General features: G+C 62.3%; 26 protein-coding genes. 12 read left to right on the top strand and 14 right to left on the bottom strand.

The window, feature by feature from the left end:
- The first annotated feature begins 42 nt into the window (after positions 1-42).
- Entirely contained in the window at positions 43-2439 is a 2397-nt protein-coding gene (pheT, locus tag ACR0IR_RS14785; protein ID WP_170365498.1) for a phenylalanine--tRNA ligase subunit beta, read from the top strand.
- A 46-nt stretch (positions 2440-2485) separates the two neighbouring features.
- Here the strand turns inward: pheT and ACR0IR_RS14780 are convergent, their stop codons facing one another.
- The gene (locus ACR0IR_RS14780; protein WP_170365496.1) at positions 2486-3370 is read right to left on the bottom strand and encodes a LysR family transcriptional regulator; all 885 of its coding nucleotides are present in this window, start codon (positions 3368-3370) and stop codon (positions 2486-2488) included.
- An 84-nt stretch (positions 3371-3454) separates the two neighbouring features.
- On the opposite strand from ACR0IR_RS14780, the gene ACR0IR_RS14775 reads away from it, so the two are divergent.
- The gene (locus ACR0IR_RS14775; RefSeq protein ID WP_170365495.1) at positions 3455-4087 is read left to right on the top strand and encodes a class I SAM-dependent methyltransferase; all 633 of its coding nucleotides are present in this window, start codon (positions 3455-3457) and stop codon (positions 4085-4087) included.
- 89 nt (positions 4088-4176) lie between these two features.
- Positions 4177-4626 (top strand): YtoQ family protein, encoded by a 450-nt coding sequence (locus ACR0IR_RS14770; RefSeq protein ID WP_170365493.1) that lies wholly within the window; start codon positions 4177-4179, stop codon positions 4624-4626.
- A gap of 48 nt (positions 4627-4674) precedes the next feature.
- Here the strand turns inward: ACR0IR_RS14770 and ACR0IR_RS14765 are convergent, their stop codons facing one another.
- Positions 4675-5373, bottom strand: a complete 699-nt coding sequence (locus ACR0IR_RS14765; RefSeq protein ID WP_170365491.1) for a glutathione S-transferase family protein — start codon at positions 5371-5373, stop codon at positions 4675-4677.
- Between the two features lie 214 nt (positions 5374-5587).
- Here ACR0IR_RS14765 and ACR0IR_RS14760 point away from each other — a divergent pair, with 214 nt between their 5' ends.
- The gene (locus tag ACR0IR_RS14760; RefSeq protein ID WP_170343032.1) at positions 5588-6394 is read left to right on the top strand and encodes a mechanosensitive ion channel family protein; all 807 of its coding nucleotides are present in this window, start codon (positions 5588-5590) and stop codon (positions 6392-6394) included.
- Between the two features lie 88 nt (positions 6395-6482).
- Here the strand turns inward: ACR0IR_RS14760 and ald are convergent, their stop codons facing one another.
- Complete coding sequence (gene ald, locus ACR0IR_RS14755; protein ID WP_170342313.1) at positions 6483-7601, bottom strand: alanine dehydrogenase; 1119 nt, start codon at positions 7599-7601, stop codon at positions 6483-6485.
- 135 nt (positions 7602-7736) lie between these two features.
- Here ald and ACR0IR_RS14750 point away from each other — a divergent pair, with 135 nt between their 5' ends.
- Positions 7737-8195 (top strand): Lrp/AsnC family transcriptional regulator, encoded by a 459-nt coding sequence (locus ACR0IR_RS14750; protein ID WP_093963556.1) that lies wholly within the window; start codon positions 7737-7739, stop codon positions 8193-8195.
- Between the two features lie 150 nt (positions 8196-8345).
- Positions 8346-9263, top strand: a complete 918-nt coding sequence (gene ppk2 / locus ACR0IR_RS14745; RefSeq protein WP_170360005.1) for a polyphosphate kinase 2 — start codon at positions 8346-8348, stop codon at positions 9261-9263.
- A 70-nt stretch (positions 9264-9333) separates the two neighbouring features.
- On the opposite strand, the gene rpsU is transcribed toward ppk2, so the two are convergent.
- A complete protein-coding gene (rpsU, locus tag ACR0IR_RS14740) occupies positions 9334-9540 on the bottom strand; it encodes a 30S ribosomal protein S21 (RefSeq protein ID WP_005614280.1) in 207 nt (68 codons plus the stop codon).
- A gap of 111 nt (positions 9541-9651) precedes the next feature.
- Between rpsU and ACR0IR_RS14735 the strand changes: the two genes are divergently transcribed.
- Together ACR0IR_RS14735 and ACR0IR_RS14730 are read left to right on the top strand one after the other, a co-directional pair.
- A complete protein-coding gene (locus ACR0IR_RS14735; protein WP_170365489.1) occupies positions 9652-10344 on the top strand; it encodes a COQ9 family protein in 693 nt (230 codons plus the stop codon).
- Positions 10345-10408: 64 nt separating this feature from the next.
- On the top strand, positions 10409-11395 hold the full coding sequence (locus ACR0IR_RS14730) for an NAD(P)H-quinone oxidoreductase (protein WP_170365487.1): 987 nt from the start codon (positions 10409-10411) through the stop codon (positions 11393-11395).
- Between the two features lie 33 nt (positions 11396-11428).
- Here the strand turns inward: ACR0IR_RS14730 and ACR0IR_RS14725 are convergent, their stop codons facing one another.
- On the bottom strand, positions 11429-12286 hold the full coding sequence (locus tag ACR0IR_RS14725; protein WP_170365485.1) for a DUF2189 domain-containing protein: 858 nt from the start codon (positions 12284-12286) through the stop codon (positions 11429-11431).
- 192 nt (positions 12287-12478) lie between these two features.
- On the opposite strand from ACR0IR_RS14725, the gene ACR0IR_RS14720 reads away from it, so the two are divergent.
- Positions 12479-13462, top strand: a complete 984-nt coding sequence (locus tag ACR0IR_RS14720) for a quinone oxidoreductase family protein (protein ID WP_093963552.1) — start codon at positions 12479-12481, stop codon at positions 13460-13462.
- A 48-nt stretch (positions 13463-13510) separates the two neighbouring features.
- On the opposite strand, the gene ACR0IR_RS14715 is transcribed toward ACR0IR_RS14720, so the two are convergent.
- From ACR0IR_RS14715 to ACR0IR_RS14675, 9 genes are all read right to left on the bottom strand, one after another.
- Positions 13511-14044 carry an outer membrane protein gene (locus ACR0IR_RS14715; RefSeq protein WP_093963551.1) on the bottom strand — a complete coding sequence of 178 codons (534 nt, stop codon included), beginning with the start codon at positions 14042-14044 and terminating at the stop codon, positions 13511-13513.
- Between the two features lie 256 nt (positions 14045-14300).
- Positions 14301-14774 (bottom strand): YHS domain-containing (seleno)protein, encoded by a 474-nt coding sequence (locus tag ACR0IR_RS14710; RefSeq protein ID WP_093963550.1) that lies wholly within the window; start codon positions 14772-14774, stop codon positions 14301-14303.
- A 197-nt stretch (positions 14775-14971) separates the two neighbouring features.
- Positions 14972-15241, bottom strand: a complete 270-nt coding sequence (locus ACR0IR_RS14705) for a hypothetical protein (protein ID WP_170365483.1) — start codon at positions 15239-15241, stop codon at positions 14972-14974.
- On the bottom strand, positions 15238-15843 hold the full coding sequence (gene plsY / locus ACR0IR_RS14700) for a glycerol-3-phosphate 1-O-acyltransferase PlsY (RefSeq protein WP_170365480.1): 606 nt from the start codon (positions 15841-15843) through the stop codon (positions 15238-15240). The genes ACR0IR_RS14705 and plsY overlap by 4 nt, the downstream gene beginning before the upstream one ends.
- Positions 15843-17123 (bottom strand): dihydroorotase, encoded by a 1281-nt coding sequence (gene pyrC, locus ACR0IR_RS14695; RefSeq protein WP_170365479.1) that lies wholly within the window; start codon positions 17121-17123, stop codon positions 15843-15845. The genes plsY and pyrC overlap by 1 nt, the downstream gene beginning before the upstream one ends.
- The gene (locus ACR0IR_RS14690) at positions 17120-17506 is read right to left on the bottom strand and encodes a hypothetical protein (protein WP_367646421.1); all 387 of its coding nucleotides are present in this window, start codon (positions 17504-17506) and stop codon (positions 17120-17122) included. Before ACR0IR_RS14690 ends, pyrC begins: the two co-directional genes overlap by 4 nt.
- Positions 17491-18009, bottom strand: coding sequence for a hypothetical protein (locus ACR0IR_RS14685; protein WP_170365478.1), 519 nt, complete (start codon positions 18007-18009; stop codon positions 17491-17493). Before ACR0IR_RS14685 ends, ACR0IR_RS14690 begins: the two co-directional genes overlap by 16 nt.
- Positions 18006-18941 (bottom strand): aspartate carbamoyltransferase catalytic subunit, encoded by a 936-nt coding sequence (locus ACR0IR_RS14680; RefSeq protein ID WP_005979082.1) that lies wholly within the window; start codon positions 18939-18941, stop codon positions 18006-18008. The genes ACR0IR_RS14685 and ACR0IR_RS14680 overlap by 4 nt, the downstream gene beginning before the upstream one ends.
- 65 nt (positions 18942-19006) lie before the next feature.
- Positions 19007-19708: a scavenger receptor class F, member 2 gene (locus ACR0IR_RS14675; protein WP_254441585.1), complete on the bottom strand. Its 702-nt coding sequence runs from the start codon at positions 19706-19708 to the stop codon at positions 19007-19009.
- On the opposite strand from ACR0IR_RS14675, the gene ACR0IR_RS14670 reads away from it, so the two are divergent.
- The 3 genes from ACR0IR_RS14670 to ACR0IR_RS14660 are packed head-to-tail and all read left to right on the top strand — an operon-like array spanning position 19707 to position 21687.
- Entirely contained in the window at positions 19707-20474 is a 768-nt protein-coding gene (locus ACR0IR_RS14670; protein ID WP_170365474.1) for a uracil-DNA glycosylase, read from the top strand. The genes ACR0IR_RS14675 and ACR0IR_RS14670 overlap by 2 nt on opposite strands.
- Positions 20471-21070 (top strand): metallophosphoesterase family protein, encoded by a 600-nt coding sequence (locus ACR0IR_RS14665; protein ID WP_170365473.1) that lies wholly within the window; start codon positions 20471-20473, stop codon positions 21068-21070. Before ACR0IR_RS14670 ends, ACR0IR_RS14665 begins: the two co-directional genes overlap by 4 nt.
- A complete protein-coding gene (locus ACR0IR_RS14660; protein ID WP_170365471.1) occupies positions 21067-21687 on the top strand; it encodes a LysE family translocator in 621 nt (206 codons plus the stop codon). Before ACR0IR_RS14665 ends, ACR0IR_RS14660 begins: the two co-directional genes overlap by 4 nt.
- Positions 21688-21690: the final 3 nt, after the last annotated feature.

The following is a 21690-nucleotide window of genomic DNA, read 5'->3' as shown; positions in this document are numbered from 1 at the left end:
AATTCGGCGGGCTGGCCCGCCTTACCGGACAGGAAAACAGAAATGAAATTCACCCTCTCCTGGCTGAAAGACCACCTGGACACCGACGCCTCGGTTGATGAGATCGCCGAGGCGCTGACCGATCTCGGGCTCGAGGTCGAAGAGGTCATCAACCCGGCCGACAAGCTCAAGGATTTTACCCTTGGCTATGTGAAACATGCCGAGAAACACCCCGATGCAGACAAGCTGCGCGTCTGCAAAGTGGACACCGACGAGGGCGAGCTGCAGATCATCTGCGGCGCCCCCAACGCGCGCGAGGGCATCACCGTCGTGGTCTGCAAGCCGGGCATGTATATCCCCGGTCTGGATCTGACGATCAGCGTTGGCAAGATCCGCGGCGTCGAAAGCTTTGGCATGATGGCGTCCGAGCGCGAGCTGGAACTGTCGGACGAACATGACGGCATCATCGAGCTGCCCTCGGGCGAGGTGGGCCAGCGGTTCGTCGACTGGCTGGCCGAGAACGACCCTGCCAAGATCGACCCGGTGATCGAGATCGCCATCACCCCCAACCGCCCCGATGCGCTGGGCGTTGCGGGCATCGCGCGCGATCTGGCGGCGCGGGGTCTGGGCACGCTGAAGCAGCGCGACTATGCCCCGGTGCCGGGGGATTTCGAAAGCCCGATCAAGGTGACGATCGACGATGACACGCTGGATGGTTGCCCGCATTTCACCGGCCGCCTGATCCGCGGCGTCAAGAACGGCCCCAGCCCGCAATGGCTGCAGGATCAGCTGAAGGCGATCGGTCTGCGTCCGATTTCGGCCCTGGTGGATATCACCAACTATATGACCTTCGACAGCAACCGCCCGCTGCACGTCTTTGACGCCGACAAGGTCAAGGGCAACCTGCGGGTACACCGCGCCAAGGGCGGTGAGAAGCTGGTGGCGCTGGATGAAAAGGAATACACCCTGCAGCCCGGCATGATGGTGATTTCCGACGACAACGGCCCGGAATCCATCGCCGGCATCATGGGCGGGCAAGAGACCGGCTGTACCGAGGGCACGGTGAACGTGTTCCTGGAAAGCGCCTTCTGGGACCACGTTCAGATCGCGCTGGCGGGGCGCGCGCTCAAGATCAACTCGGATGCGCGCTACCGGTTCGAGCGTGGAGTCGATCCGGCATACACGCTGGAAGGGCTGGAGCACGCGACCCAGATGATTCTGGATATCTGCGGCGGCGAGGTTTCGAAGGTCGTCGAGGCCGGCAAGGCGCCGGACCATTCGCGCGCCTATCGGCTGGATGCGGCGCGGGTGCAGTCGCTGGTGGGCATGGACATCCCCGAAAGCGAGCAGCGCCAGACCCTGACCCGGCTGGGCTTCCGGCTGGAAGGCGACATGGCCCATGTGCCCAGCTGGCGCCCCGACATCCAGGGCGAGGCCGATCTGGTCGAGGAGGTCGCCCGCATCGCATCGCTGACCAAGCTGCAGGGCAAGCCGCTGCCGCGTGTCACGGATGGTATACCCAAGCCGGTCATGACTCCGGCCCAGCGGCGTCAGTCGATGGCGCGGCGCACCTGCGCGGCGCTGGGGTACAGTGAATGCGTCAGCTATACTTTCATCGATCAGGCTTCGGCCGCGCTGTTCGGTGGCGGCGATGACGCGACGATGCTGGAAAACCCGATCTCGTCCGAGATGAGCCACATGCGCCCCGACCTGCTGCCCGGCCTGCTGCAGGCCGCGGCCCGCAACCAGGCGCGCGGCTTTGCCGATCTGGCCTTGTTCGAGGTCGGCCCGGTCTTTCATGACGGGGAACCCGGCGAGCAACGCACCCAGATCGCAGGCCTTCTGGTCGGGCGGACCGGACCCAAGGATGTGCATGGCGCCGCCCGCACGGTCGATTTGTTCGACGCCAAGGCCGATGCCGAGGCTGTGCTGGCCGCCATCGGGGCCCCGGCCAAGGTGCAGATCCTGCGCGACGGCGACGCCTGGTGGCATCCGGGCCGTCACGGCAAGATCTGCCTTGGCCCCAAAAAGGTGCTGGGCGTGTTCGGTGAACTGCATCCGCGCGTGCTGCAGCAGTTGGACATCAAGGGCCCGGCCGTGGCCTTCACCATCTGGCCGGACGAGGTGCCGCTGCCGCGCAAATCCGGCACCACCCGCTCGGCGCTGGAACTGCGCGACCTGCAGGCGGTCGAGCGTGACTTTGCCTTTGTCGTCGATGCCGATGTCGAGGCGCTGACGCTGGTGAATGCCGCCGCCGGAGCCGACAAGGCGCTGATCGAAGAGGTGCGCGTATTCGACGAATTCATCGGCGGCAGCCTGGGTGAGGGCAAGAAATCTCTGGCCATCACCGTGCGTCTGCAGCCGACCGACAGCACGCTGAAGGAAAAAGACATCGAGGCGGTGGCGGAAAAGATCATCGCCAAGGTCACCAAGGCAACCGGCGGCGTTCTGCGCGGTTGAAGCGGCTCTAACCCGAAGAGACACGCGCGCCGATGGTGCGCGTGTTTCATTTTGCGAAGAACTCTGCCAGCAGGTCAAAGACTAGCCGAATGCGCCGGCTGGTATGCAGCTCGCGGTGGGTGGTCAGCCAGATCGGGAACCGCAGCGGCTCCATGTCGGGAAGGACGCGCTCCATACCCGGTGTGGCATCGCCCACCGGCTCGGACATGGGCGCGATGCCAAAGCCCTGCCGGGCAAACTCCCATGAGACGATGCCGTTCTGCGACCCTAGCCGGAAGTTTTCTTCGGTCAGATGCAGGCCGATCGGTTCGAAATAGGCGATCATCTGCGCGGTGTCGCCGAAACTGATGAACTCGTGCCGGGACAGGTCCGACAGTGACTTGGGGCGTCCAGCCCGGTTCAGGTAGGCGGTGGCGGCATAGAAATGCCCGTCAGCCTCCTGCACCAGTTTTGCGATCAGGTCGGGCTGGTCGGGGCGGACATGTCGGATGGCGATATCCGCCTCGCGCCGCATCAGATCGCGAATGTCGTTCGCGGCGATCACGTCGATCCGCAGTTTCGGAGCTTGCGCGCGAATCTCGCGAAGCAGATCCGGTAGGATATAGGCCGACATCACGTCGCTTGCGGTGATCCGCACCTGCCCTTCGATCGACTGCGCCTGACCGGACGCGGCCAGCGCAATGCGATCTGCGGCGGCGCCCATGGTCCGGGTGTGCTCCAACAGCTCGATCCCGGCGGTGGTGATCTGAAGTGATCGGCCGACCCGTTCGAACAGCATCACGCCCAGGTCGAATTCAAGCGCGGCGATCTGGCGGCTGAGGGTCGGTTGCGTCTGGTCCAATCGCCGTGCCGCCGCCGAAAGCGAGCCGGTCTCGGCCGTGGCCAGAAAGGCGCGGATATGGTTCCAGTCGAATTTGCGCGGATCATCCATGCATGAATGTATAAGGATTCTGCGAATTTCGGCAATTCACCTTTGAAACGCGTATCACTACCTTGCGCTCAAAGGAGAGCCTACATGACCGCCACAGCCAAATTCTGGGACGGAATCGCCGAGAAATACGCGAAATCCCCGATCCGGGACATGGAGTCCTACGAGCACACGTTGCAACGCACGGTGTCCTATCTGAAGCCGACCGATCAGGTGCTGGAACTGGGCTGCGGAACCGGGCGCACCGCGCTGCGTCTGTCCGGCCATGCGGATACGATCACGGCGAGCGATGTCTCTCCGGGCATGTTGGCCGTGGGCCGCAGGCTGGCGCAAGAGGAGCAGATCGAAAACGTCGTCTTTGTCGAGGCCGACGCGAACCGCCCCCCGAATTGGGCCTATGATGTGGTGATGGCGTTCAATCTGCTGCACCTGATCCGGGATCTGGAGGCGACGCTGGCCGGGGTTCATGAGGTGTTGAAACCCGGCGGTCTGTTCATTTCAAAAACGCCCTGCCTTGCCCAGGGTGGATTGGGGTTCAAGTTCGGCTTGCTGAAGCTGCTGCTGCCGATCATGCAGCTTTTGGGCAAGGCGCCATTCGTTAGTCAATTCGACATCAAGACGCTGGAAACGACCATTGAAAAGGCCGGGTTCGAGATTATCGAAAGCGGGAACTTCCCGGCGAAACCGCCCTCGCGCTATCTGGTGGCCCGCAAACTGTGACGCCAGCGCCGCATCGGCAGGCAACTTCCGCATTGGGCTTTGCGGGTTTGGACAGTAAACAGGGCCAGAAGCAAAATGCGGAGGCTGCAATGGGTTTGAATGTCTACCTGTCGGGCGAGATCCACACGGATTGGCGCGAACAGATCATCGAAGGCGCGCAGGGGCTGGATGTCACGTTCAACGGCCCGGTGACCGATCATGCGGCCAGCGACGATTGCGGGGTCGCCATTCTGGGGGCCGAGCCGAACAAATACTGGCACGACCACAAAGGCGCGATGGTCAACGCGATCCGTACCCGCAAGGGGATCGCCGATGCCGACGTCGTCGTGGTGCGGTTCGGCGACAAGTACAAGCAGTGGAACGCGGCCTTTGACGCGGGCTATGCTGCGGCCCTGGGCAAGTCGATCATCGTGTTGCACGGCCCCGACCATCAACATGCGCTGAAAGAGGTCGATGCCGCCGCGTTGGCGGTGGCCGAGGAGCCCCGTCAGGTGGTCGAGATTCTGCGCTATGTGCTGACCGGGAAACTGCCTGGTTGATGGCACGGAATGCCGACGCCGCTTGCAAGGCGGCGACGGCGTGATCCCTTACCCGCGCGGAGGCGTGACCAGACCCTTTTGAACCGCGGGCCGGTCCAGGAACCGGTTCAGATAGGCGATGGTGTTGCGATGATCGTCCCAGCCGACCAATTTTTTGGCGCCGTAGAAATCAAGGCCGCGCAGCCACGGGGCCAAAGCGATATCGGCAATTGAGTACTCACCGGCGATCCAGTCCTGCCCGTGCAACTGGGTCTCGATGACATTCAGCAGCCGTTTGGCCTCGTTGATATACCGCTCGCGCGGGCGCGGGTCTTCGATCGCGCTGCCGGCGAACTTGTGGAAGTAACCCAGTTGCCCGAACATCGGGCCCACGCCGCCCATCTGAAACATCAGCCATTGCGTGATCCGATACTTGTCGGCCGTGTTCTGGCCGAGGAACTTGCCGGTTTTCTCGGCCAGGTACAGCAGGATCGCACCACTTTCGAACAGCGCCAAGGGCTGTCCGTCCGGGCCGTCAGGATCGATGATCGCCGGAATCTTGTTGTTTGGGTTCAGCGAAAGAAACTCGGGGCTTTTGACGTCGGCGTCTGACAGGGTGACCCTGTGCGCCTCGTAAGGCAGGCCGGTTTCTTCGAGCATGATGGACACCTTCACGCCGTTCGGCGTCGGGAAGGAATAGAGTTGGATCTGCTCTGGCGAATGCGGGGGCCATTTGGTCATGATCGGGAAGGTGGCGGTGTCCAGCATGGCAAGCTCCTTGTTCGGGTACTATTGCAAGCTAGGCTTTCGGGGGCGAATTGTTAGATGGCGGTCTGTGCAATCCCGGGCAGCGACTGTTTGCTGAAGCACAGCGGGGAAATCCGGGACATTTCAAACCTAGACCTGTGCGGTTTTATCGCCCAATGTTGCGGAAACCCCGCGCAAAAGTCGCGGGTTTGTTGCTGTTGGAAAGGAGACGCCCGTGGATGAGGTCGTGACGCAGGTAGGGGCATTTGCCCCATTGATCATGAGCGCGGTCAAAGCCCTGATCGTTCTTGTTGTCGGCTGGATAGCCGCTGGCATGATCGCAGGGATCGTTCGCCGCCGAATTAATTCGACCCCGCAAATCGATCCGACTTTGGGGAATTTCGTTGCCAGCACGGTCAAATGGGTGATCCTGGCCATTGTTCTGGTTGCTGTGCTTGGCATCTTCGGGATCGAAGCGACGAGTATCGTTGCCATTCTGGGTGCCGCTTCGCTGGCCATCGGCCTTGCGCTGCAGGGCACGCTCAGCGATCTAGCCGCAGGTGTGATGCTGGTGGTCTTCCGGCCATACAAGCTGGGTCAATTCGTGGATATCGGTGGGACAGCTGGCACGGTGAAGGACCTGAACCTGTTCACGACCGAACTGGTCACGCCCGACAATGTGCAGATCATCGTTCCCAACGGTCAGGCCTGGGGGTCGATCATCACCAACTACTCGGCCCACGACACGCGGCGTGTCGATCTGGTGTTCGGGATCGACTATGGCGACAGTGCGGATGCGGCCATGAAGATCATTCTGGATGTGGCCAAGTCGGACAAGCGCATACACTCGGACCCCGAGCCCTGGGTGCGTGTGACCAACTTGGGAGACAGCTCGGTAGATCTGACCGCGCGGTTGTGGTGCGCGGCCGCCGACTATTGGGACGTCAAGTTTGATCTGACCAAGGCCGTCAAGGAGGCCTTTGACAGCAAGGGCATTTCGATTCCCTACCCGCACTCGGTGGAAATCCACAAAGAGGGCTGAATGCTCCCGCCCGTCCGTCGGGCATTGGAAATGCCCTTCTCCGGTTGGGCCAAGCGCCGCGCAGATGCGCGGCGCTGTTGCGTTTCGATCAGGCCTTGACGACCATTGCGGGCGAAACCACGTCGATCCCCAGTGCCTTGCCTACGGCATAGTAGGTCAACTGGCCGGCATGCACGTTGAGGCCCGCCAGAAGGTGGGGATCGTCCTGACATGCCTGTTTCCAGCCCTTGTCGGCCAGCGCCAGCATGAACGGCATTGTTGCGTTCCCCAGCGCGATGGTCGAGGTCCGTGCCACCGCACCCGGCATATTGGCCACGCAGTAGTGCATGATGCCATCGACCTCATAGATCGGATCGGCGTGTGTCGTTGCCTTGGAGGTTTCGAAACAGCCGCCCTGGTCGATGGCAACGTCGACAAGCACAGCGCCCGGCTTCATGGTCGACAATTGCTCGCGGGTGATCAGTTTCGGGGCGGCCGCGCCCGGGATCAGAACGGCCCCGATCACCATATCCGCCGACTGGATCAGCTCGGCCGTAGCACCGGCGGTCGAGTACTGGTTCTTGAACCGGCCACCGAAGACGTCGTCCAGATAACGAAGGCGCGGCAGCGAACGGTCCAGAACGGTCACATCAGCGCCCATGCCCGCCGCCACCTGAGCCGCATGCGTGCCGACGACGCCGCCACCGATCACGACAACCTTGGCCGGGCCCACACCGGGGACGCCGCCCATCAGAACGCCGCGCCCGCCATTGGCTTTTTGCAGGGTCCACGAACCCACTTGCGGGGCCAGACGACCTGCGACTTCGGACATCGGGGCAAGCAGCGGCAGACCACCGTTGGAATCCGTCACCGTTTCATAGGCGATCGCCGTGCAGCCCGAGGCCAGCAAATCGTGGGTTTGCTCAGGGTCGGGCGCAAGGTGCAGGTAGGTGAACAGCAGCTGGCCTTCGCGCAGCATCTTGCGCTCGACCGCTTGCGGTTCCTTGACCTTGACGATCATGTCGGCGGTCGCGAACACCTCTTCCGCGGTGTCCACGATGCGCGCGCCTGCGGCGACGTAGGCGTCGTTGTCAAAGCCTGAACCCAGCCCGGCGCCGGTTTCGATGATGACCTCGTGACCACGGGCAACCGCTTCCTGCGCGGCGTTGGGGGTCATGCCGACGCGGAATTCCTGCGGTTTGATTTCCTTTGGGCAACCGATTTTCATGGGGCTCTCCATTCATAAACTGCACAAATTATGTGCAGAAAGCGGCGCAATTTCTGTGAAACTCGGTGCGCAGATGCGCTAATATCTGGGAAATTTTTCGATGAAATGAGAAAATCATGCAACGGATGTGCGTGAATGTCACTTGATGCGACTGACCGAAAGATTCTGGCGGCCCTTCAGCGCAAGGGGCGAATGTCGAACGCGGAACTGTCCGAGCAGGTCAACCTTTCACCGTCGGCCTGCCATCGCCGGGTCCAGCGGCTTGAGGCGGAAGGCTATATCCGGGATTATGTCGCGCTGTTGAATGCGCGCAAACTGGGGGTGCCGACAACCGTATTCGTCGAAATCACATTGCAGGGTCAGGCCGAGGAGGTGCTCGAGGCCTTCGAGCGGGCGGTCCGGCGCATTCCGGACGTTCTGGAGTGTCACCTGATGGCCGGGTCGGCGGATTATGTTCTGAAGGTGGTCGCCGAAAACACCGAGGATTTTGCGCGCATCCACCGCCAGTATCTGTCGCGCCTGCCCGGAGTTGCGCAAATGCAAAGCTCGTTCGCCCTGCGGACCGTTTTCAAGACGACCGCACTGCCTGTTTGACCCTGGTGCGGCAGTCTTGCCGATGCGGTTGTATCTGCCGTTGAGCCGGTTCAATATTGGCCTTCGGGGCGGGAAACAGGTCGGCATGACATTGGCCGGTTACACGTACCCGATATGGTCCGAGACTGTTGAAAGATAAGGAGCAGGCCCTTGGCTGAAGACTATGAGAACACAGTCGACGATTGGCTGGAAGCCGAGTTGCAGGACACACTGGACGAGGATTTTGAGATCGAGTTCAGTGAACCCATGCTGTCGATGGAGGTTCGCAAGATCTATCGCGAACAGCATCCTGAAATGCTGGATCGCAAGGTCTATTTCCGCAACCTGTTGCGCCTGCAGGCCGAGCTGATCAAGGTTCAGGACTGGGTGCAGCATACCGGCGCCAAGGTTTGCATCCTGTTCGAAGGGCGCGACAGCGCTGGAAAGGGCGGGGTAATCAAGCGGATCACCCAACGGCTGGACCCGCGGGTTGCACGTGTCGTTGCTTTGCCTGCCCCCAGCCGGCGCGAGCAGAGCCAATGGTATTTTCAACGCTATGTGCCGCATTTGCCGGCGGCGGGTGAGATCGTTCTGTTCGACCGGTCGTGGTACAACCGGGCGGGCGTCGAACGGGTGATGGGCTTCGCCACCGAGGCCCAGGTCGAGCAGTTCTTTCAGGATGTTCCTGAATTCGAGCGCATGTTGGTTCGGTCGGGGATCATTTTGCTGAAATACTGGTTCTCGATCACGGACGAAGAACAGCAACTGCGCTTTCTGATGCGAATCCACGATCCGATGAAGCAGTGGAAACTGTCACCGATGGACTTGGAATCGCGGATCCGCTGGGAAGACTATACCAAGGCCAAGGAAGACATGCTGTTCCGAACCAACATTCCCGAGGCCCCCTGGTACATTGTCGAAGGCAACGACAAAAAGCGGGAAAGGTTGAACTGCATGGAGCATATTCTGACCAAGATTCCGTACGAAGAGGTACCCCACGAAAAGGTCACTCTGCCGGATCGGAAATACAATCCCGAGTATGAACGGCGGGTTCTGCCGGACGAATTGTACGTGCCCAAGATTTATTGAAACGACAAACCCCCGGGCGATGCCTCGGGGGTCGTCAAATAGTGTCATCCAAAGCTGGCCGAGGAAGATCTTAGAGCAGACCTTCGCGCTGGGCTTTCTTGCGTGCCAGTTTACGGGCACGGCGGATCGCTTCAGCTTTCTCGCGCGCTTTTTTCTCGGACGGTTTCTCGAAATGTTGCTTCAGCTTCATTTCACGGAACACGCCTTCGCGCTGCAGCTTTTTCTTCAGGGCACGAAGCGCCTGATCGACATTGTTGTCGCGAACACTAACCTGCATGTGGTTGTCACCACCTTTCTAGATAGAGTTGCAAGGAAATTGCAGGAGTTGGCCGTATAGCAAAGCGGACCTAACTTGTCTAGTACTGGGCCCAACAGTCGGAGGACCGCCATGACCGTGACCTATGAAGATGCAAAACAGCAATTGCTGGACGCAATTCTGACCCATATTCCTTTTGATGGTTGGTCCGAAGAGAGCTTTCGCGCGGCCATTGCCGACTGCGATCTGGACGAAGGTCTGGCCCGGATCATCTGCCCGCGGGGCGCCGTGGATCTGGCGCTCGCATTTCACGCCCGCGGGGACGCCGAGATGCTTGAACGGCTGAAGTCAGAGGACCTGAGCGACCTGAAGTTCCGCGACAGGATTGCCGCCGCGGTGCGCTTCCGCCTGCAGGCGGTCCCCGACAGGGAGGCGGTGCGCCGAGGTGTGGCTTTGTTTTCGTTGCCGTCATATGCAGCAGATGGCGCCAAAGCGGTCTGGGGCACCTGTGACCTGATCTGGGATGCGCTGGGCGACACTTCGGATGATGTCAATTGGTACACCAAACGCGCGACACTGTCGGGTGTGTATTCCTCGACCCTGTTGTTCTGGTTGGGCGATGACAGCCCGGACCACCAGCGCACATGGGAATTCCTGGATCGCCGCATTGCGGATGTGATGCAGTTCGAGAAGCTCAAGGCGCAGGTGAACAACAATCCGCTGTTCAAACCTTTTCTTGCGGTTCCCAACTGGCTGGCAGGTCAGGTCCGGGCGCCAGTTAGGATGCGGGCCGATCTGCCGGGTCTTCTGAACCCGCGCAAGTAACCGCCTCTTGCTGCTGGGCCTTTTCCGATTCGCCTGATACCCATTGCGCAAAGGAGTTTTGCCAATGCCCCAGATGATGCGCGCCATTGAGATCACCACGCCCGGAGGTCCGGACGTTCTCAAGTTGACGGAACGCCCCATGCCCGAGCCGGGTCACGGTCAGGTGGTTCTGAAAGTGGCCTATGCCGGCGTCAACCGCCCGGACGCTCTGCAGCGGGCCGGGGCCTATGATCCGCCGCCGGGGGCCAGCGACCTTCCCGGGCTTGAGGCTTCGGGCGAGGTGGTGGCCATCGGGTCCGGCGTCTCGGGGTTGGCACTGGGGGATCAGGTCTGTGCGTTGTTGCCTGGCGGCGGGTATGCCGAGTACGTGGCGACACCGGCGGCACACTGCCTGCCTGTGCCCTCGGGCCTGAGCCTGAAACAGGCCGCCTGCCTGCCCGAAACCTTTTTTACGGTCTGGTCAAACGTGTTCACTCGCGGCGGGCTGAAGGCTGGCGAACGGTTCCTTGTACATGGTGGATCGAGCGGGATCGGCACCACGGCCATTCAGCTGGCCAACGCTTTCGGAGCCCGGGTCTTCGTGACGGCCGGTTCGGACGAGAAATGCCAGGCCTGTCTGGACCTGGAGGCCGAGAGGGCGATCAACTACAAGTCCGAGGATTTTGTTGCTGCCATGCGGGCCGAAGGTGGGGCGGATCTGATTCTCGACATGGTTGGCGGCGATTACATCCCTCGCAACGTCAAGGCGTTGGCCGAAGATGGCAGGCTGGTTCAGATCGCGTTTCTGCAAGGACCCGTCGTCGAGTTGAACTTTGCGCTGATGATGGTCAAACGCCTGACCCTGACTGGCAGTACGCTGCGGCCACAGAGCGATCTGGCCAAAGCACGCATCGCGCAGGATCTCCATGAGGCGGTCTGGCCGCTGCTTGAGGCTGGAAAAGTTGCCCCGGTCATGGACAGCGAATTTGATCTGGCCGATGCCGCCGCTGCACATGCCCGCATGGAAAGCTCCGGCCACATTGGCAAGATCGTCTTGAAAGTATCAGGCTAGGCATGTCAGCGCGGGGGTTGCCCCGCGCTTTGCTCAGGCGATGGCGCGTCTATAGAGGTGCCATGTCGCGTGCCCCAAGACAGGCATCACTACGATCAGGCCCAAAAGCAGCGGGATCGCACCAAGAACCAGCAGCGCGGCGACGATGAAACCCCAGGTCAGGATCACGGTCGGATTGTGCCGCAGGACCCGGACCGAGGTGACAACGGCCACGGGCAGGCCGACCTTGCGGTCAAGCAGCAACGGGAAGCTGACAACGCTGACGGCCAAGGCCACCAGAGCAAACAGGAACCCAACCGCCGATCCGACGATGATCATGGTCCAGCCGGGGCCGGTGGTCAGAGCCTGTGTCAGAAATTGGCCCAGCGTCTCTGGCGGCTGCGGACCCAGTGTTTCGACATAGATGCCGTGTGCCACCATCAGCCAGACCAGCAATAGCATGACAAGATAAAAGGCCAGTGCCACTATGGCGCCGAACGAGGGGGATCGGAAAACACCCAGCGCGTCCAGCCAGTGAACCTCGTGCCCCTGTTCCCGCCTGCGGCTGATCTCGTACAAGCCCAGTGCAGCGACCGGACCGATCAGCGCAAACCCGGCCACCAGAGGAGCCAGAAGTGGCACCATGTTGGCTTGCATGGCGAATCCGAACATCAAAAGCCCCGCGATCGGGTAGATCAGAACGATGAAAATGGCATCGGCCCGTATCGCCAGAAAGTCCTCGTATCCGGCGCGCAGGCTTTCTCGCAAGTCTTGCAGCGTCAGCGTTTGTACCGTCGGCAGATGCTGGGTGTCAGCGCTGCCGATGCCCGTTACGTTTTCAGCGATGTGATCGCTGGTCGCGCCGAGTTGCTGCGCGGTCCAACTGATCGGGTTTCCGATTGTCTTTGCCATTGTCATCCCTTTCCTTGGCGCAGGTGCGCCGCAGGATGCATCCGGCGAAAAGTTGCCCGTGGCCGGATGACCCGGCAACGCCTGACCCTAGTGTACCACAGTTTTTTCCAATCCTGGTTCACCCTTGCGAGATCGCCGGATTGCCCTGCGGCGCCGAAGTGATAGCTTGGATCCAGGCAAAAGGAGGTCAGCATGCAGAAAACGGCGCGTACCGTAGTCATTCACGAAACCGGCGGCCCCGAGGTGCTGAAGATCGAGGATAGACCGTTGGGTGACCCGGGACCGGGTGAAGTTCGGATCCGCCATCACGCCTGCGGTCTGAATTTTATTGATGTCTACCAGCGGACCGGTCTGTATCCGATGGAACTGCCGCACGCGCTGGGAATGGAAGCCGCCGGGGTGATCGAGGCGGTCGGCGAAGGCGTGACGCATCTGAAACCGGGCCAGCGGGCGGCCTATGCAGCGGTGCCGGCCGGTGCCTATTGCGAAGCGCGGGTGATGCCCGCGTCGCAGGTGTGTCCCTTGCCCGGCGGAATCTCATTCGAGACCGCGGCGGCCATGATGCTCAAGGGCTTGACGGTTGAATACTTGTTTCACCGCACCACGCCGCTGAAACGTGGTGATACGGTTCTGTTCCATGCCGCCGCCGGGGGTGTCGGCCTGATCGCGTGCCAGTGGGCCAAATCCGAAGGCATCAAGCTGATCGGCACGGCCGGGACCGATGACAAGTGCCGTCTGGCCCAGTTCAACGGTGCCACACACTGCATCAACTACCGGACCGAGGATTTTGCGTCCCGCGTGGCCGAGATTACCGGCGGAAAAGGGGTCGATGCGGTCATGGACTCTGTCGGTGCCGATACGTTCGAAGGGTCGCTGGACTGCCTCAAGCCATTGGGGATGATGATTTCCTTCGGCAATGCGTCTGGACCCGTGCCACCATTCAACATCGGCATTCTTGGGCAGAAAGGGTCGTTGAAGATCACCCGGCCGACGCTGTTCACCCATATCGCGGACCATTCCGTGTGTCAGGCCATGGCCCGGCGCCTGTTCGGCAAGGTGGCGGGCGCCGAGGTCAAGATTCACATCGATCAACGCTTTGAACTGGATCAGGTTGCCGAGGCGCACCGCGCATTGGAGGCGCGGCAGACAACCGGAAGCACGATCCTGGTGCCATGAAAAAGGCCCGGCACGCTGTGCCGGGCCCGTTCGATTCTGCGCAAGAGATCAGAAGCGGTATGCCGCCCGGATCTGAAACGTGGTTGCATCCACGTCGACACCGGTCGAGTTGAAATTGTCGAACTCGTGGTACAGCAGCTCGCCCGCGATGCTGACGTTCGGCGCGACGATCTGTTCATAACCGGCGCCGATGAACCATCCATCGTCGCTGCCCAGCGTGTCGGTTCCCGCATCTGCGTAACCGGCGACACCATACAACAGCCCCTGCGGGTTGACCTTGTAGCCGGCGCGGGCTTTCAGCCGCCAGACGTCTTCGACCGTTGCGGCACCCGAAAGGTCGACATCAGACCAGTCATAGTCAAAGCCGCCACCCACGACCCAGTCGCCCAGATCATAGTCGTAACCAAGGATGAGACCGCCGATGGCCCCGTCTCCGTCCACACCGGACAGGCTGGTGCCGATATCCGCGTAGCCGACCTGCGCACCCGCATAGAACCCGGTCCAATCGCCCGAGGACTGCGCCATGGCGGTGCCGGCTGCAAAAGTTGCAACGGTGGTCAAAAGTGCCAGTTTGCTCGTCATCTTGCTATCCTTTCGTTGGAAGTTATCTGCCTCGGCCCTTGGTTGGCCTGAAGGTTTGTATTGATCATTACGTTCCGGTCGGTGGGCCGGATCATTGGTTTTTCGCTGTGATTCCGACCCGGATTTCCGCAAGGTCGGCGTCTGGCCGCCCTATTGGAGTGTTGTTCTGATCAGATAGGTTCGGGGTCGTGGGGCTTCAAATCACGATCGGCGGCAGAAGCATTCTGCCGCCGATCCTTACCGCCAATTCAGCAGATTATTGCTGCAGTTCGGCCGGATCCTTGTCGGCGATCGTTTCCCAGTTGACGCTGGCTTTCTCGATGAAGCCGGGGATGTCGCCTTCCCAACGCTGCTGGATGTCTTCCGACAGGTTCAGGTACAACTTGTTGTCCACGATCTTCCAGTAGGTCGGATCGCCGTCAAACTTGAACCCCATGGCCGCTCCGAAGGCGCAGTAGCCGCCGTAGGCCGGCAGGTAGGCCTCGGGATTGGCTTCGAACGCGGCCTTGTTCTCTTCGGTGGCAAAACGGTACAGCGCATCGTTGTGCAACGCAGTGATCTTGTAGCTGCCTTTGGTCGGCTCGCCTTCAGTGAAATACGCCACCGGGTCGTAACCCTGCATCGCCAAACCGGTCGACGAGGCGTTGATTTCTACCCCGGCCGCCAGGGCCGAGCTTGCGATTGCCACAGACAGCGCAACGCCGCCCAACAGGGATTTGATCTTGTTCATGGTTCCACCTTTCGTGATCGGGCTGCCCGGCATGTCCAAGCGCGGGCGTTTCAGCACCGAAATTGCGTTTCGTGCACCCGGTAATTGAGCGTCACGAAAACTCAGGTGGGAAAGGCGTCGATCACGTTCAAAGCAATCAAACGTGAATGTGCAGAAATACCAGGCGGTCTGTTCGCAAGCGCAGATCGGTCCGCGGTTCAGCTGTCGGGTACCAGGGCCAGAACAAAGCGTACGACCTTGGCGGCAGGCATCTCGCAGGGGCGCAGCAAAGCGCCGCTTTGATCAGTCAGGTACAGGTTCATACTGATGTAGTCCGCACCACCCCGTTCATGGGCGACCAGCTTGTGCGATTTGCCGCCGGCCATCGCCAGCCGCGTGACCGAATAGCTTCGACCGTTTGCGGTTCCGGTGAACGAACCCGCCGGCAAGGCAAAGAATGCGTCCAAAAAGTCGGCCGGCGCGGTCACGATTTCCCGATCTTGGGCTCTGTTCCTGCCTTGATGCGGGCCAGGTTTTCGCGGTGGCGCCAGTAAATCAGCAGCGTCAGAACGACGCCCAGCAAAAAGGTCGACCCGTCCGTCAGGATCATAACCCATGTTGTCGACAGCGCTGCCGCGGCCAGCGCGCCGAGGGACGAGATCCGCCAGATCGCAGCAGCGACCAGCCATGTCAGACAACACGCAACGCCCACCCGCCAGTCCAGTGCCAGCCACAGGCCCAGGAACGTTGCCACGCCCTTGCCGCCCTTGAAGCTCAGCCAGACTGGATAGCAATGGCCGACAAAGGCCGCCAGCGCCGCGACCTGGGCGGCATCGTCGCCGGCCAGTGCCCGGGCCAGCAGGACCGCGACCGCGCCTTTGCCGGCGTCGAACAGAAGAGTCAGTGCCGCCGCCGCCTTGCTGCCGGTGCGCAACACGTTGGTGGCACCAATATTGCCGGAACCGATCTGGCGCAGGTTGCCCAGCCCCATCACCCGCGCAACGATCATGCCATAAGGCACCGACCCCATCAGGTATCCGATCGCGGCCCAGATAATCAGTTGGGTCGTCGAGCTGTCGAAAACGGGCATCAGGATCTCCGGAAAATTTCTTTGCCTGCAACGTAGGTTGCGGTGACCTTACCCTGCATCCGCTGTCCGTCAAACGGGGTGTTCTGCGATTTCGATTTCAGCGTGAACCGGTCCAGCACGAAGGGCACATCCGGGTCGAACAGAACCAGATCGGCCGGGGCGCCCGCGCTCAGGCGGCCGCAGTCCAGCCCCAGTCGTTTCGCCGGATTCAGTGTCATGGCCCGGAACAGGGTCGGCAGGTCCAGTTGATCGGCATGATAAAGGCGCAGCGCGGCCGGCAGCAGGGTTTCCAACGCCACCGCGCCCGAGGCCGCCTCTTCGAACGGGAGGCGTTTGCTTTCCTCGTCCTGCGGCGTGTGCATCGAGCTGATCGTGTCGATCAGGCCGGACCGCACGGCCTCGATCACCGCCTGCCGGTCATCCTCGGAGCGCAGCGGCGGCTTGACCTTGAAGAAGGTGCGATAGTCCGCCACGTCCAGCTCGTTCAGCGTCAGGTGATGGATCGAGGTGCCGGCGGTGATGTCCAGCCCGTTGCGTTTGGCCCGTTCCAGTGCGGGCAGGGCGCGGGCCGTGGTGATCTGATCGGCGTGATAGGCCGCGCCGGTCATTTCAAGCAAGGCGATGTCGCGGTCCAGCCCCATGCGCTCGGCCATGGGCGAAACGGCGGGCAGACCGCGCAGGGCGGCGAACTTGCCGCTGGTGGCCGCGGCGCCATGGCTCAGGCCCGGGTCCTGTGGGTGGGCGATGACAAGCGCGCCGCAGGCCCGGGCATAGGTCAGCGCGCGGGAAAATACCTTGGTGTCCGTCACCACATGGTCGCAGTCTGTAAAAGCCACCGCGCCCGCATCCATCAGAAACCCGATCTCGGTCATCTCGCGCCCGTCGCGGCCCTTGGTCAGAGCGGCCATGGTCAGCACGTTGACGGGCGTGTCGGCCTGCGCGCGTCGGGTGACGAATTCGAGCGTTTCCGGCGTGTCGATCGCAGGCAGGGTGTCGGGGCGGGTGACCATTGTGGTCACGCCTCCGGCCGCGGCGGCAAGACCCGCGGATTTGTAGCTTTCCTTGTGCCGCTCGCCCGGCTCGCAGACCTTGACGCCGATATCGACGATGCCGGGGGCCAGACACTGACCGCCGCAATCGATCACCTGCGCGTCCGTCTCGGGCGCCGGACCGTCGCCGCTGGCCACGATGCGCCCGTCGGCCACATGCAGCCAGCCCAGCGCGTCGGTTCCGGCTTCGGGGTCGATCAGGCGGGCGTTGGTGAAGATCAGGTTGGTCATGCCATTGCCCTTTCAATCGCGGCTTTGGTGGCGGCCGGGTCGGCCTGGTACTTGATCAGGTGCTTGTCGCCGCCTTTGGTGACGATCTGCACGAAGCTGCCCATGATATTCACGGCCGCGATCTGGTTCAGCGGCACGCTGCGCCCGCCGGGTCCGGTCAGGGTGGTGTCGGTCATCTGCCAGTTGGCCACCAGTTCCTCCGAGGCCAGGTACCACGCCCGGACGCCCACCGCCGCCAGACCGGCCGGGGCGCCGGTCCAGACATAGGGATTTCCGATCAGCCACAGCACGAGCATCGCCCCCGCCATCGCGCCGGCGGCCAGCCACGCGTTGGTGCGGACATAGGCGCCCTTGTCCGGTGCAAAGGTCACAGGATCAGCCACAGGGCACCTCCGATGACCAGCAGGATGATTAGGGCAAGCACGGCCGATCCCGTCCGGCGGGGTTGCTCGCTCGAAACCGGGTTCGGCGCGGCCGAGTATGGCCGTGCGCTTTCGGTTTCGATGGTGCCGCCGCTCCAGTTCGTGGCCTCTTCGGTGTAAAGGCCGATCAGGCGCAGGCGCGGGTCGGGGTTCAATGTGGCCGCGCGCCCAGCCAAAGCGGCGCTGCGCAGCACCAGAACCCAGCCGTCGACCGACTCCAGCCTGGCCCTGTCCAACTGGTCCTCGGACACGCCGCAGCCCTCGCTGAGATAGCCGTAGAGGCCCAGATCCTCGAGGTCGGAAACCGGAAACACGTCGATCTGCTGGGGGTCCAGCCCCGAGACGCCCAGAACCTGATCCACCGCGCCGGGTTCGCGCAGGAACTTCGCCTCTTCGGGGCGCATGTCTAGCGCGAACAGGCGGATCACGCCGCGCTCACCAGCGGAAAGGGTCAGATCGCTCATGCTGCCTCCTTCAGGTTGCGGGCCAGCAACTCCATCGCGGCCATGCGCACGGCGACGCCCATCTCGACCTGTTCCTGGATGACCGAGCGGTTGATGTCATCGGCCAGCGTCCCGTCGATCTCGACCCCGCGGTTCATCGGGCCGGGATGCATCACGATGGCGTCCGGCTTGGCCAGCGCCAGCTTGGCGGCGTCCAGACCATAGCGGTGATAGTATTCCCGTTCCGAAGGGATGAACCCGCCATCCATCCGCTCTTTCTGAAGGCGCAGCATCATCACCACGTCCACGTCGCGCAGGCCCTCGGTCATGTCGTCATAGATCTCGGCCCCGAATTCGGCGAATTGCGCGGGCACTAGCGTCGGCGGGCCGATCAGGCGGATGCGGTTTTCCATCTTGCCCAGCAGGATCAGGTTCGACCGAGCCACACGGGAATGGGCGACATCCCCGCAGATCGCAACGTTCAACCGGTGCAGCCGCCCCTTCGCCCGGCGGATGGTCAGCGCATCCAGCAGCGCCTGCGTGGGGTGCTCGTGCCGCCCGTCGCCGGCATTCAGAACCGCGCAGTTGACCTTCTGCGCCAGCAGGTCCACCGCGCCCGAATGCGGATGCCGTACCACCAGCAGGTCGGGATGCATAGCATTCAGTGTCATCGCCGTGTCGATCAAGGTCTCGCCCTTCTTGATCGAGCTGGCCTGCATCGCCATGTTCATCACATCCGCACCCAGCCGCTTGCCCGCCAGTTCGAAACTGGCCTGCGTGCGGGTCGAGTTCTCGAAGAACATGTTGATCTGGGTCAGCCCCGCCAGAACGTCCGAGTGCTTGGCCGATTGCCGGTTCAGATCGACGTATTTTTCGGCCAGGTCCAGAATGGCGGTGATGTCGGATTGGGACAGATGCTCGATGCCAAGTAGGTGACGATGGGCGAAACGCATGGGCCGGGCTCCTGTCTGACAGTCGCGCCGCTTATAGAAAGCGCAGCGCGTCGGGGCAACTGGAGTCAGTCCCCGTCGGGCAGTTTCTCGCATCCGCCTTCGGGCAGGCACCGCTCGCCGGGTCTGCACCACTTGCCGTATCCGCAATCGACGGCCTTTCTGGGCACGCAGCCCTGATTGGCCGAGCACTTGAACCCGGTGCGGCATTGCGATCCGGTCTCTTCGCACAGGTACCAACCGGGGCGGGTGCAGCCGCCGCCCGGCAGGCAGGTCGAGCCTGCTGCGCAGGTCCGCCCGTCGTCGCAGGGCGTTGCAGGTTGCGGAGAGGGGTCGAAGTCGGGCGAACTGCGCTCGCATTCGCCGCGCGCGTTGCAGAAGGTCCCGCTGGGGCAATCCAGCCGCGAGGCGCATTTGTTCGCGCCCGCGGGCGCACATCGGGTGCCCCCGGCCACGCATTTCTCGAACGGCCCGCAGGACCGCCCGCCGCCGCAATAGGTGCCCCCGGCCTGAATGCAGAACCCGTCATAGCTGCAGCGTTGGCCGGCCGAGCAGCATTTCAGACCGCACTGAAACTGGCCTCCACGGCATTGGCCTTGATTGTTGAGAAACGACTGTGCCTCCGACCCGCCGGGCAGCAGGGCGAACAGAGTGATCAGCAGAAGGCCCAGGGTTCGCGTCATGACGGGGACCATCGTCGGCCCGGCAATGCGCCAAGGCAAGGCCAATTTGCTTTCCCTTCCCGCAAAGCTGAGTAGATTGATGGTCATGGAATCGGCCCTTGACCCCTACACCGCGCGTGCCCTGCTGGAATGGCAGGTTGAGCTGGGCGTAACCGACGCGATCGTCGACGCACCGGTTGACCGCTATGCATTGCCGGATACCGCGCCAAAGGTCAAAAAACCCGCCGCAGCGCAGCCCGCAGTGCAGAAGCCCGCCAAGGCCGATCCGGTGGTCGAGGCAAAAAAGGCTGCGTCTGCGGCATCGTCTCTGGATCAGCTGCGCGCCGCTCTGGAGGCGTTCGAACACTGCGATCTGAAGCGTGGCGCGCGACAATTGGTCTTTGCTGATGGGACACCCGGTGCGCGGGTCATGATCGTCGGCGAGGCCCCGGGCCGTGAAGAAGACCGCGCTGGAAAGCCGTTCGTTGGCCGCGCTGGGCAGTTGCTGGATCGGATGCTGGCCGCGATCGATTTGGACCGCGCCAAGAACGTCTACATCACCAATGTTCTGCCGTGGCGTCCGCCGCAGAACCGGGACCCGCGGCCGGACGAGATCGCGATGATGCAGCCGTTTTTGGAACGGCACGTGGCCCTCTCCAAGCCAAAGGTCCTGGTGGTGATGGGCAACATCGGCTGCCAGGCGGTTCTGAACAAGCGCGGCATTACGCGTCTGCGCGGGCAGTGGGATCAGGCGCTGAATCTGCCGGTTCTGCCCATGCTGCACCCCGCCTATCTGCTGCGCCAGCCCCATGCCAAGCGCCAGGCCTGGGCCGATCTGTTGGATCTGCGCGCATATCTGGAGAACAAGGGATGAAGGTTCTGGCCTTTTCCGACCTGCACATGGCCCGCAATCGGGCTGCGGAACTGGTGGCAGCCAGCGTCGAAGCTGACCTGGTGATCGGCGCGGGTGATTACTGCAACATGCGTCAGGGGCTGGACGAGGCGATGGATATGCTTTCCGGCATATCCGCGCCGATGGTTCTGGTTCCCGGCAACGCCGAAAGCGCCGAGGAACTGGCGGCGGCCGTGCCGGACGGCGTGCATGTTCTGCACGGAACAGGCATGACCGTGGACGGGCTGCGCCTGTTCGGACTTGGCTATGGCGTACCGGTCACGCCATTTGGTGACTGGTCTTGCGACCTGACCGAAGCCGAGGCCGCAGAGCTGCTCAATCGCTGCGCGTCGGCCGACATCCTGATCACGCATGCCCCGCCCAAGGGCAAAGGCGACCGGACCTCGCAGGGGCAGTCGATCGGATCGAGCGCGGTGCGCGACGCGGTGGAACGGATTCAACCTGACTTTGCTCTGTGCGGTCATATCCACGACAGCTGGGGTTATCGCGGCGAGATCGGTCGCACCCGGATCGCGAATCTGGGGCCCAAGGTGAATTGGTTCGAGGTCGATCCATGATCGAATACGCAACGCTGTTGACCTTCATCCCAGCCGCCATAGCGCTGAACATGACGCCGGGGGCTGACATGATGTTCTGTTTCGGGCTTGGGCTGCGGTCCGGTGCCCGATCGGCCATCGTGGCCAGCGCAGGTGTTTCGACCGGTCTGATGGTTCATGTTCTGCTGGCTGGGCTGGGACTTGGCGCGGCGGTCGCGGCTATGCCCTGGCTGTTCGACGTCATTCGCTGGCTGGGCGTGGCCTACCTGCTGTATCTGGCCTGGGGCACCATCCGGAACGGTGCGGTCCGGACTGACGCTCCAATGCAGCCTTCGGGCCATGCCTTTCGCGAGGGGATGCTGGTCAACATGACGAATCCCAAGATCATTCTGTTTGTTCTGGCTTTCATCCCGCAATTCGTATCGCCGGCCAACGGATCGGTTCTGGCTCAGTTTCTGCTGCTGGGCGCGATCATCGCTGTGGGCGGGTTCGTCGTGAATGCCCTGGTGGGGTCATTTGCCGGCGGCGCCGGGCGAGCGCTGATTTCAAGCCCGCGGGCTTCGCGAATTCTCGGCTGGGTCAGCGGCGGCGTGTTCGTTGCTCTGGCGGCCCGGCTGGCCATTATGGAAAGAGCCTGACAC

The sequence above is a fragment of the Ruegeria sp. CF2 genome, from assembly GCF_056537385.1.
The sequence above is the reverse complement of the archived record's forward strand: the minus strand, read 5'-3'. Positions and strand labels throughout refer to the sequence as shown.

Excerpts from the sequence above, each read along its gene's own strand:
- plsY (WP_170365480.1), bottom strand. The coding sequence starts at position 15,843 with ATGCCCGTTTTCGACAGCTCGACGACCCAACTGATTATCTGGGCCGCG.
- ACR0IR_RS14675 (WP_254441585.1), bottom strand. The coding sequence starts at position 19,708 with ATGACCATCAATCTACTCAGCTTTGCGGGAAGGGAAAGCAAATTGGCC.
- ACR0IR_RS14720 (WP_093963552.1), top strand. The coding sequence starts at position 12,479 with ATGCAGAAAACGGCGCGTACCGTAGTCATTCACGAAACCGGCGGCCCC.
- pheT (WP_170365498.1), top strand. The coding sequence starts at position 43 with ATGAAATTCACCCTCTCCTGGCTGAAAGACCACCTGGACACCGACGCC.
- ACR0IR_RS14770 (WP_170365493.1), top strand. The coding sequence starts at position 4,177 with ATGGGTTTGAATGTCTACCTGTCGGGCGAGATCCACACGGATTGGCGC.
- ACR0IR_RS14685 (WP_170365478.1), bottom strand. The coding sequence starts at position 18,009 with ATGAGCGATCTGACCCTTTCCGCTGGTGAGCGCGGCGTGATCCGCCTG.
- rpsU (WP_005614280.1), bottom strand. The coding sequence starts at position 9,540 with ATGCAGGTTAGTGTTCGCGACAACAATGTCGATCAGGCGCTTCGTGCC.
- ACR0IR_RS14715 (WP_093963551.1), bottom strand. The coding sequence starts at position 14,044 with ATGACGAGCAAACTGGCACTTTTGACCACCGTTGCAACTTTTGCAGCC.
- ACR0IR_RS14750 (WP_093963556.1), top strand. The coding sequence starts at position 7,737 with ATGTCACTTGATGCGACTGACCGAAAGATTCTGGCGGCCCTTCAGCGC.
- ACR0IR_RS14670 (WP_170365474.1), top strand. The coding sequence starts at position 19,707 with ATGGAATCGGCCCTTGACCCCTACACCGCGCGTGCCCTGCTGGAATGG.
- ACR0IR_RS14780 (WP_170365496.1), bottom strand. The coding sequence starts at position 3,370 with ATGGATGATCCGCGCAAATTCGACTGGAACCATATCCGCGCCTTTCTG.
- ACR0IR_RS14735 (WP_170365489.1), top strand. The coding sequence starts at position 9,652 with ATGACCGTGACCTATGAAGATGCAAAACAGCAATTGCTGGACGCAATT.
- ACR0IR_RS14660 (WP_170365471.1), top strand. The coding sequence starts at position 21,067 with ATGATCGAATACGCAACGCTGTTGACCTTCATCCCAGCCGCCATAGCG.
- ACR0IR_RS14710 (WP_093963550.1), bottom strand. The coding sequence starts at position 14,774 with ATGAACAAGATCAAATCCCTGTTGGGCGGCGTTGCGCTGTCTGTGGCA.
- pyrC (WP_170365479.1), bottom strand. The coding sequence starts at position 17,123 with ATGACCAACCTGATCTTCACCAACGCCCGCCTGATCGACCCCGAAGCC.
- ACR0IR_RS14765 (WP_170365491.1), bottom strand. The coding sequence starts at position 5,373 with ATGCTGGACACCGCCACCTTCCCGATCATGACCAAATGGCCCCCGCAT.
- ald (WP_170342313.1), bottom strand. The coding sequence starts at position 7,601 with ATGAAAATCGGTTGCCCAAAGGAAATCAAACCGCAGGAATTCCGCGTC.
- ACR0IR_RS14665 (WP_170365473.1), top strand. The coding sequence starts at position 20,471 with ATGAAGGTTCTGGCCTTTTCCGACCTGCACATGGCCCGCAATCGGGCT.
- ACR0IR_RS14680 (WP_005979082.1), bottom strand. The coding sequence starts at position 18,941 with ATGCGTTTCGCCCATCGTCACCTACTTGGCATCGAGCATCTGTCCCAA.
- ACR0IR_RS14775 (WP_170365495.1), top strand. The coding sequence starts at position 3,455 with ATGACCGCCACAGCCAAATTCTGGGACGGAATCGCCGAGAAATACGCG.
- ACR0IR_RS14725 (WP_170365485.1), bottom strand. The coding sequence starts at position 12,286 with ATGGCAAAGACAATCGGAAACCCGATCAGTTGGACCGCGCAGCAACTC.
- ACR0IR_RS14730 (WP_170365487.1), top strand. The coding sequence starts at position 10,409 with ATGCCCCAGATGATGCGCGCCATTGAGATCACCACGCCCGGAGGTCCG.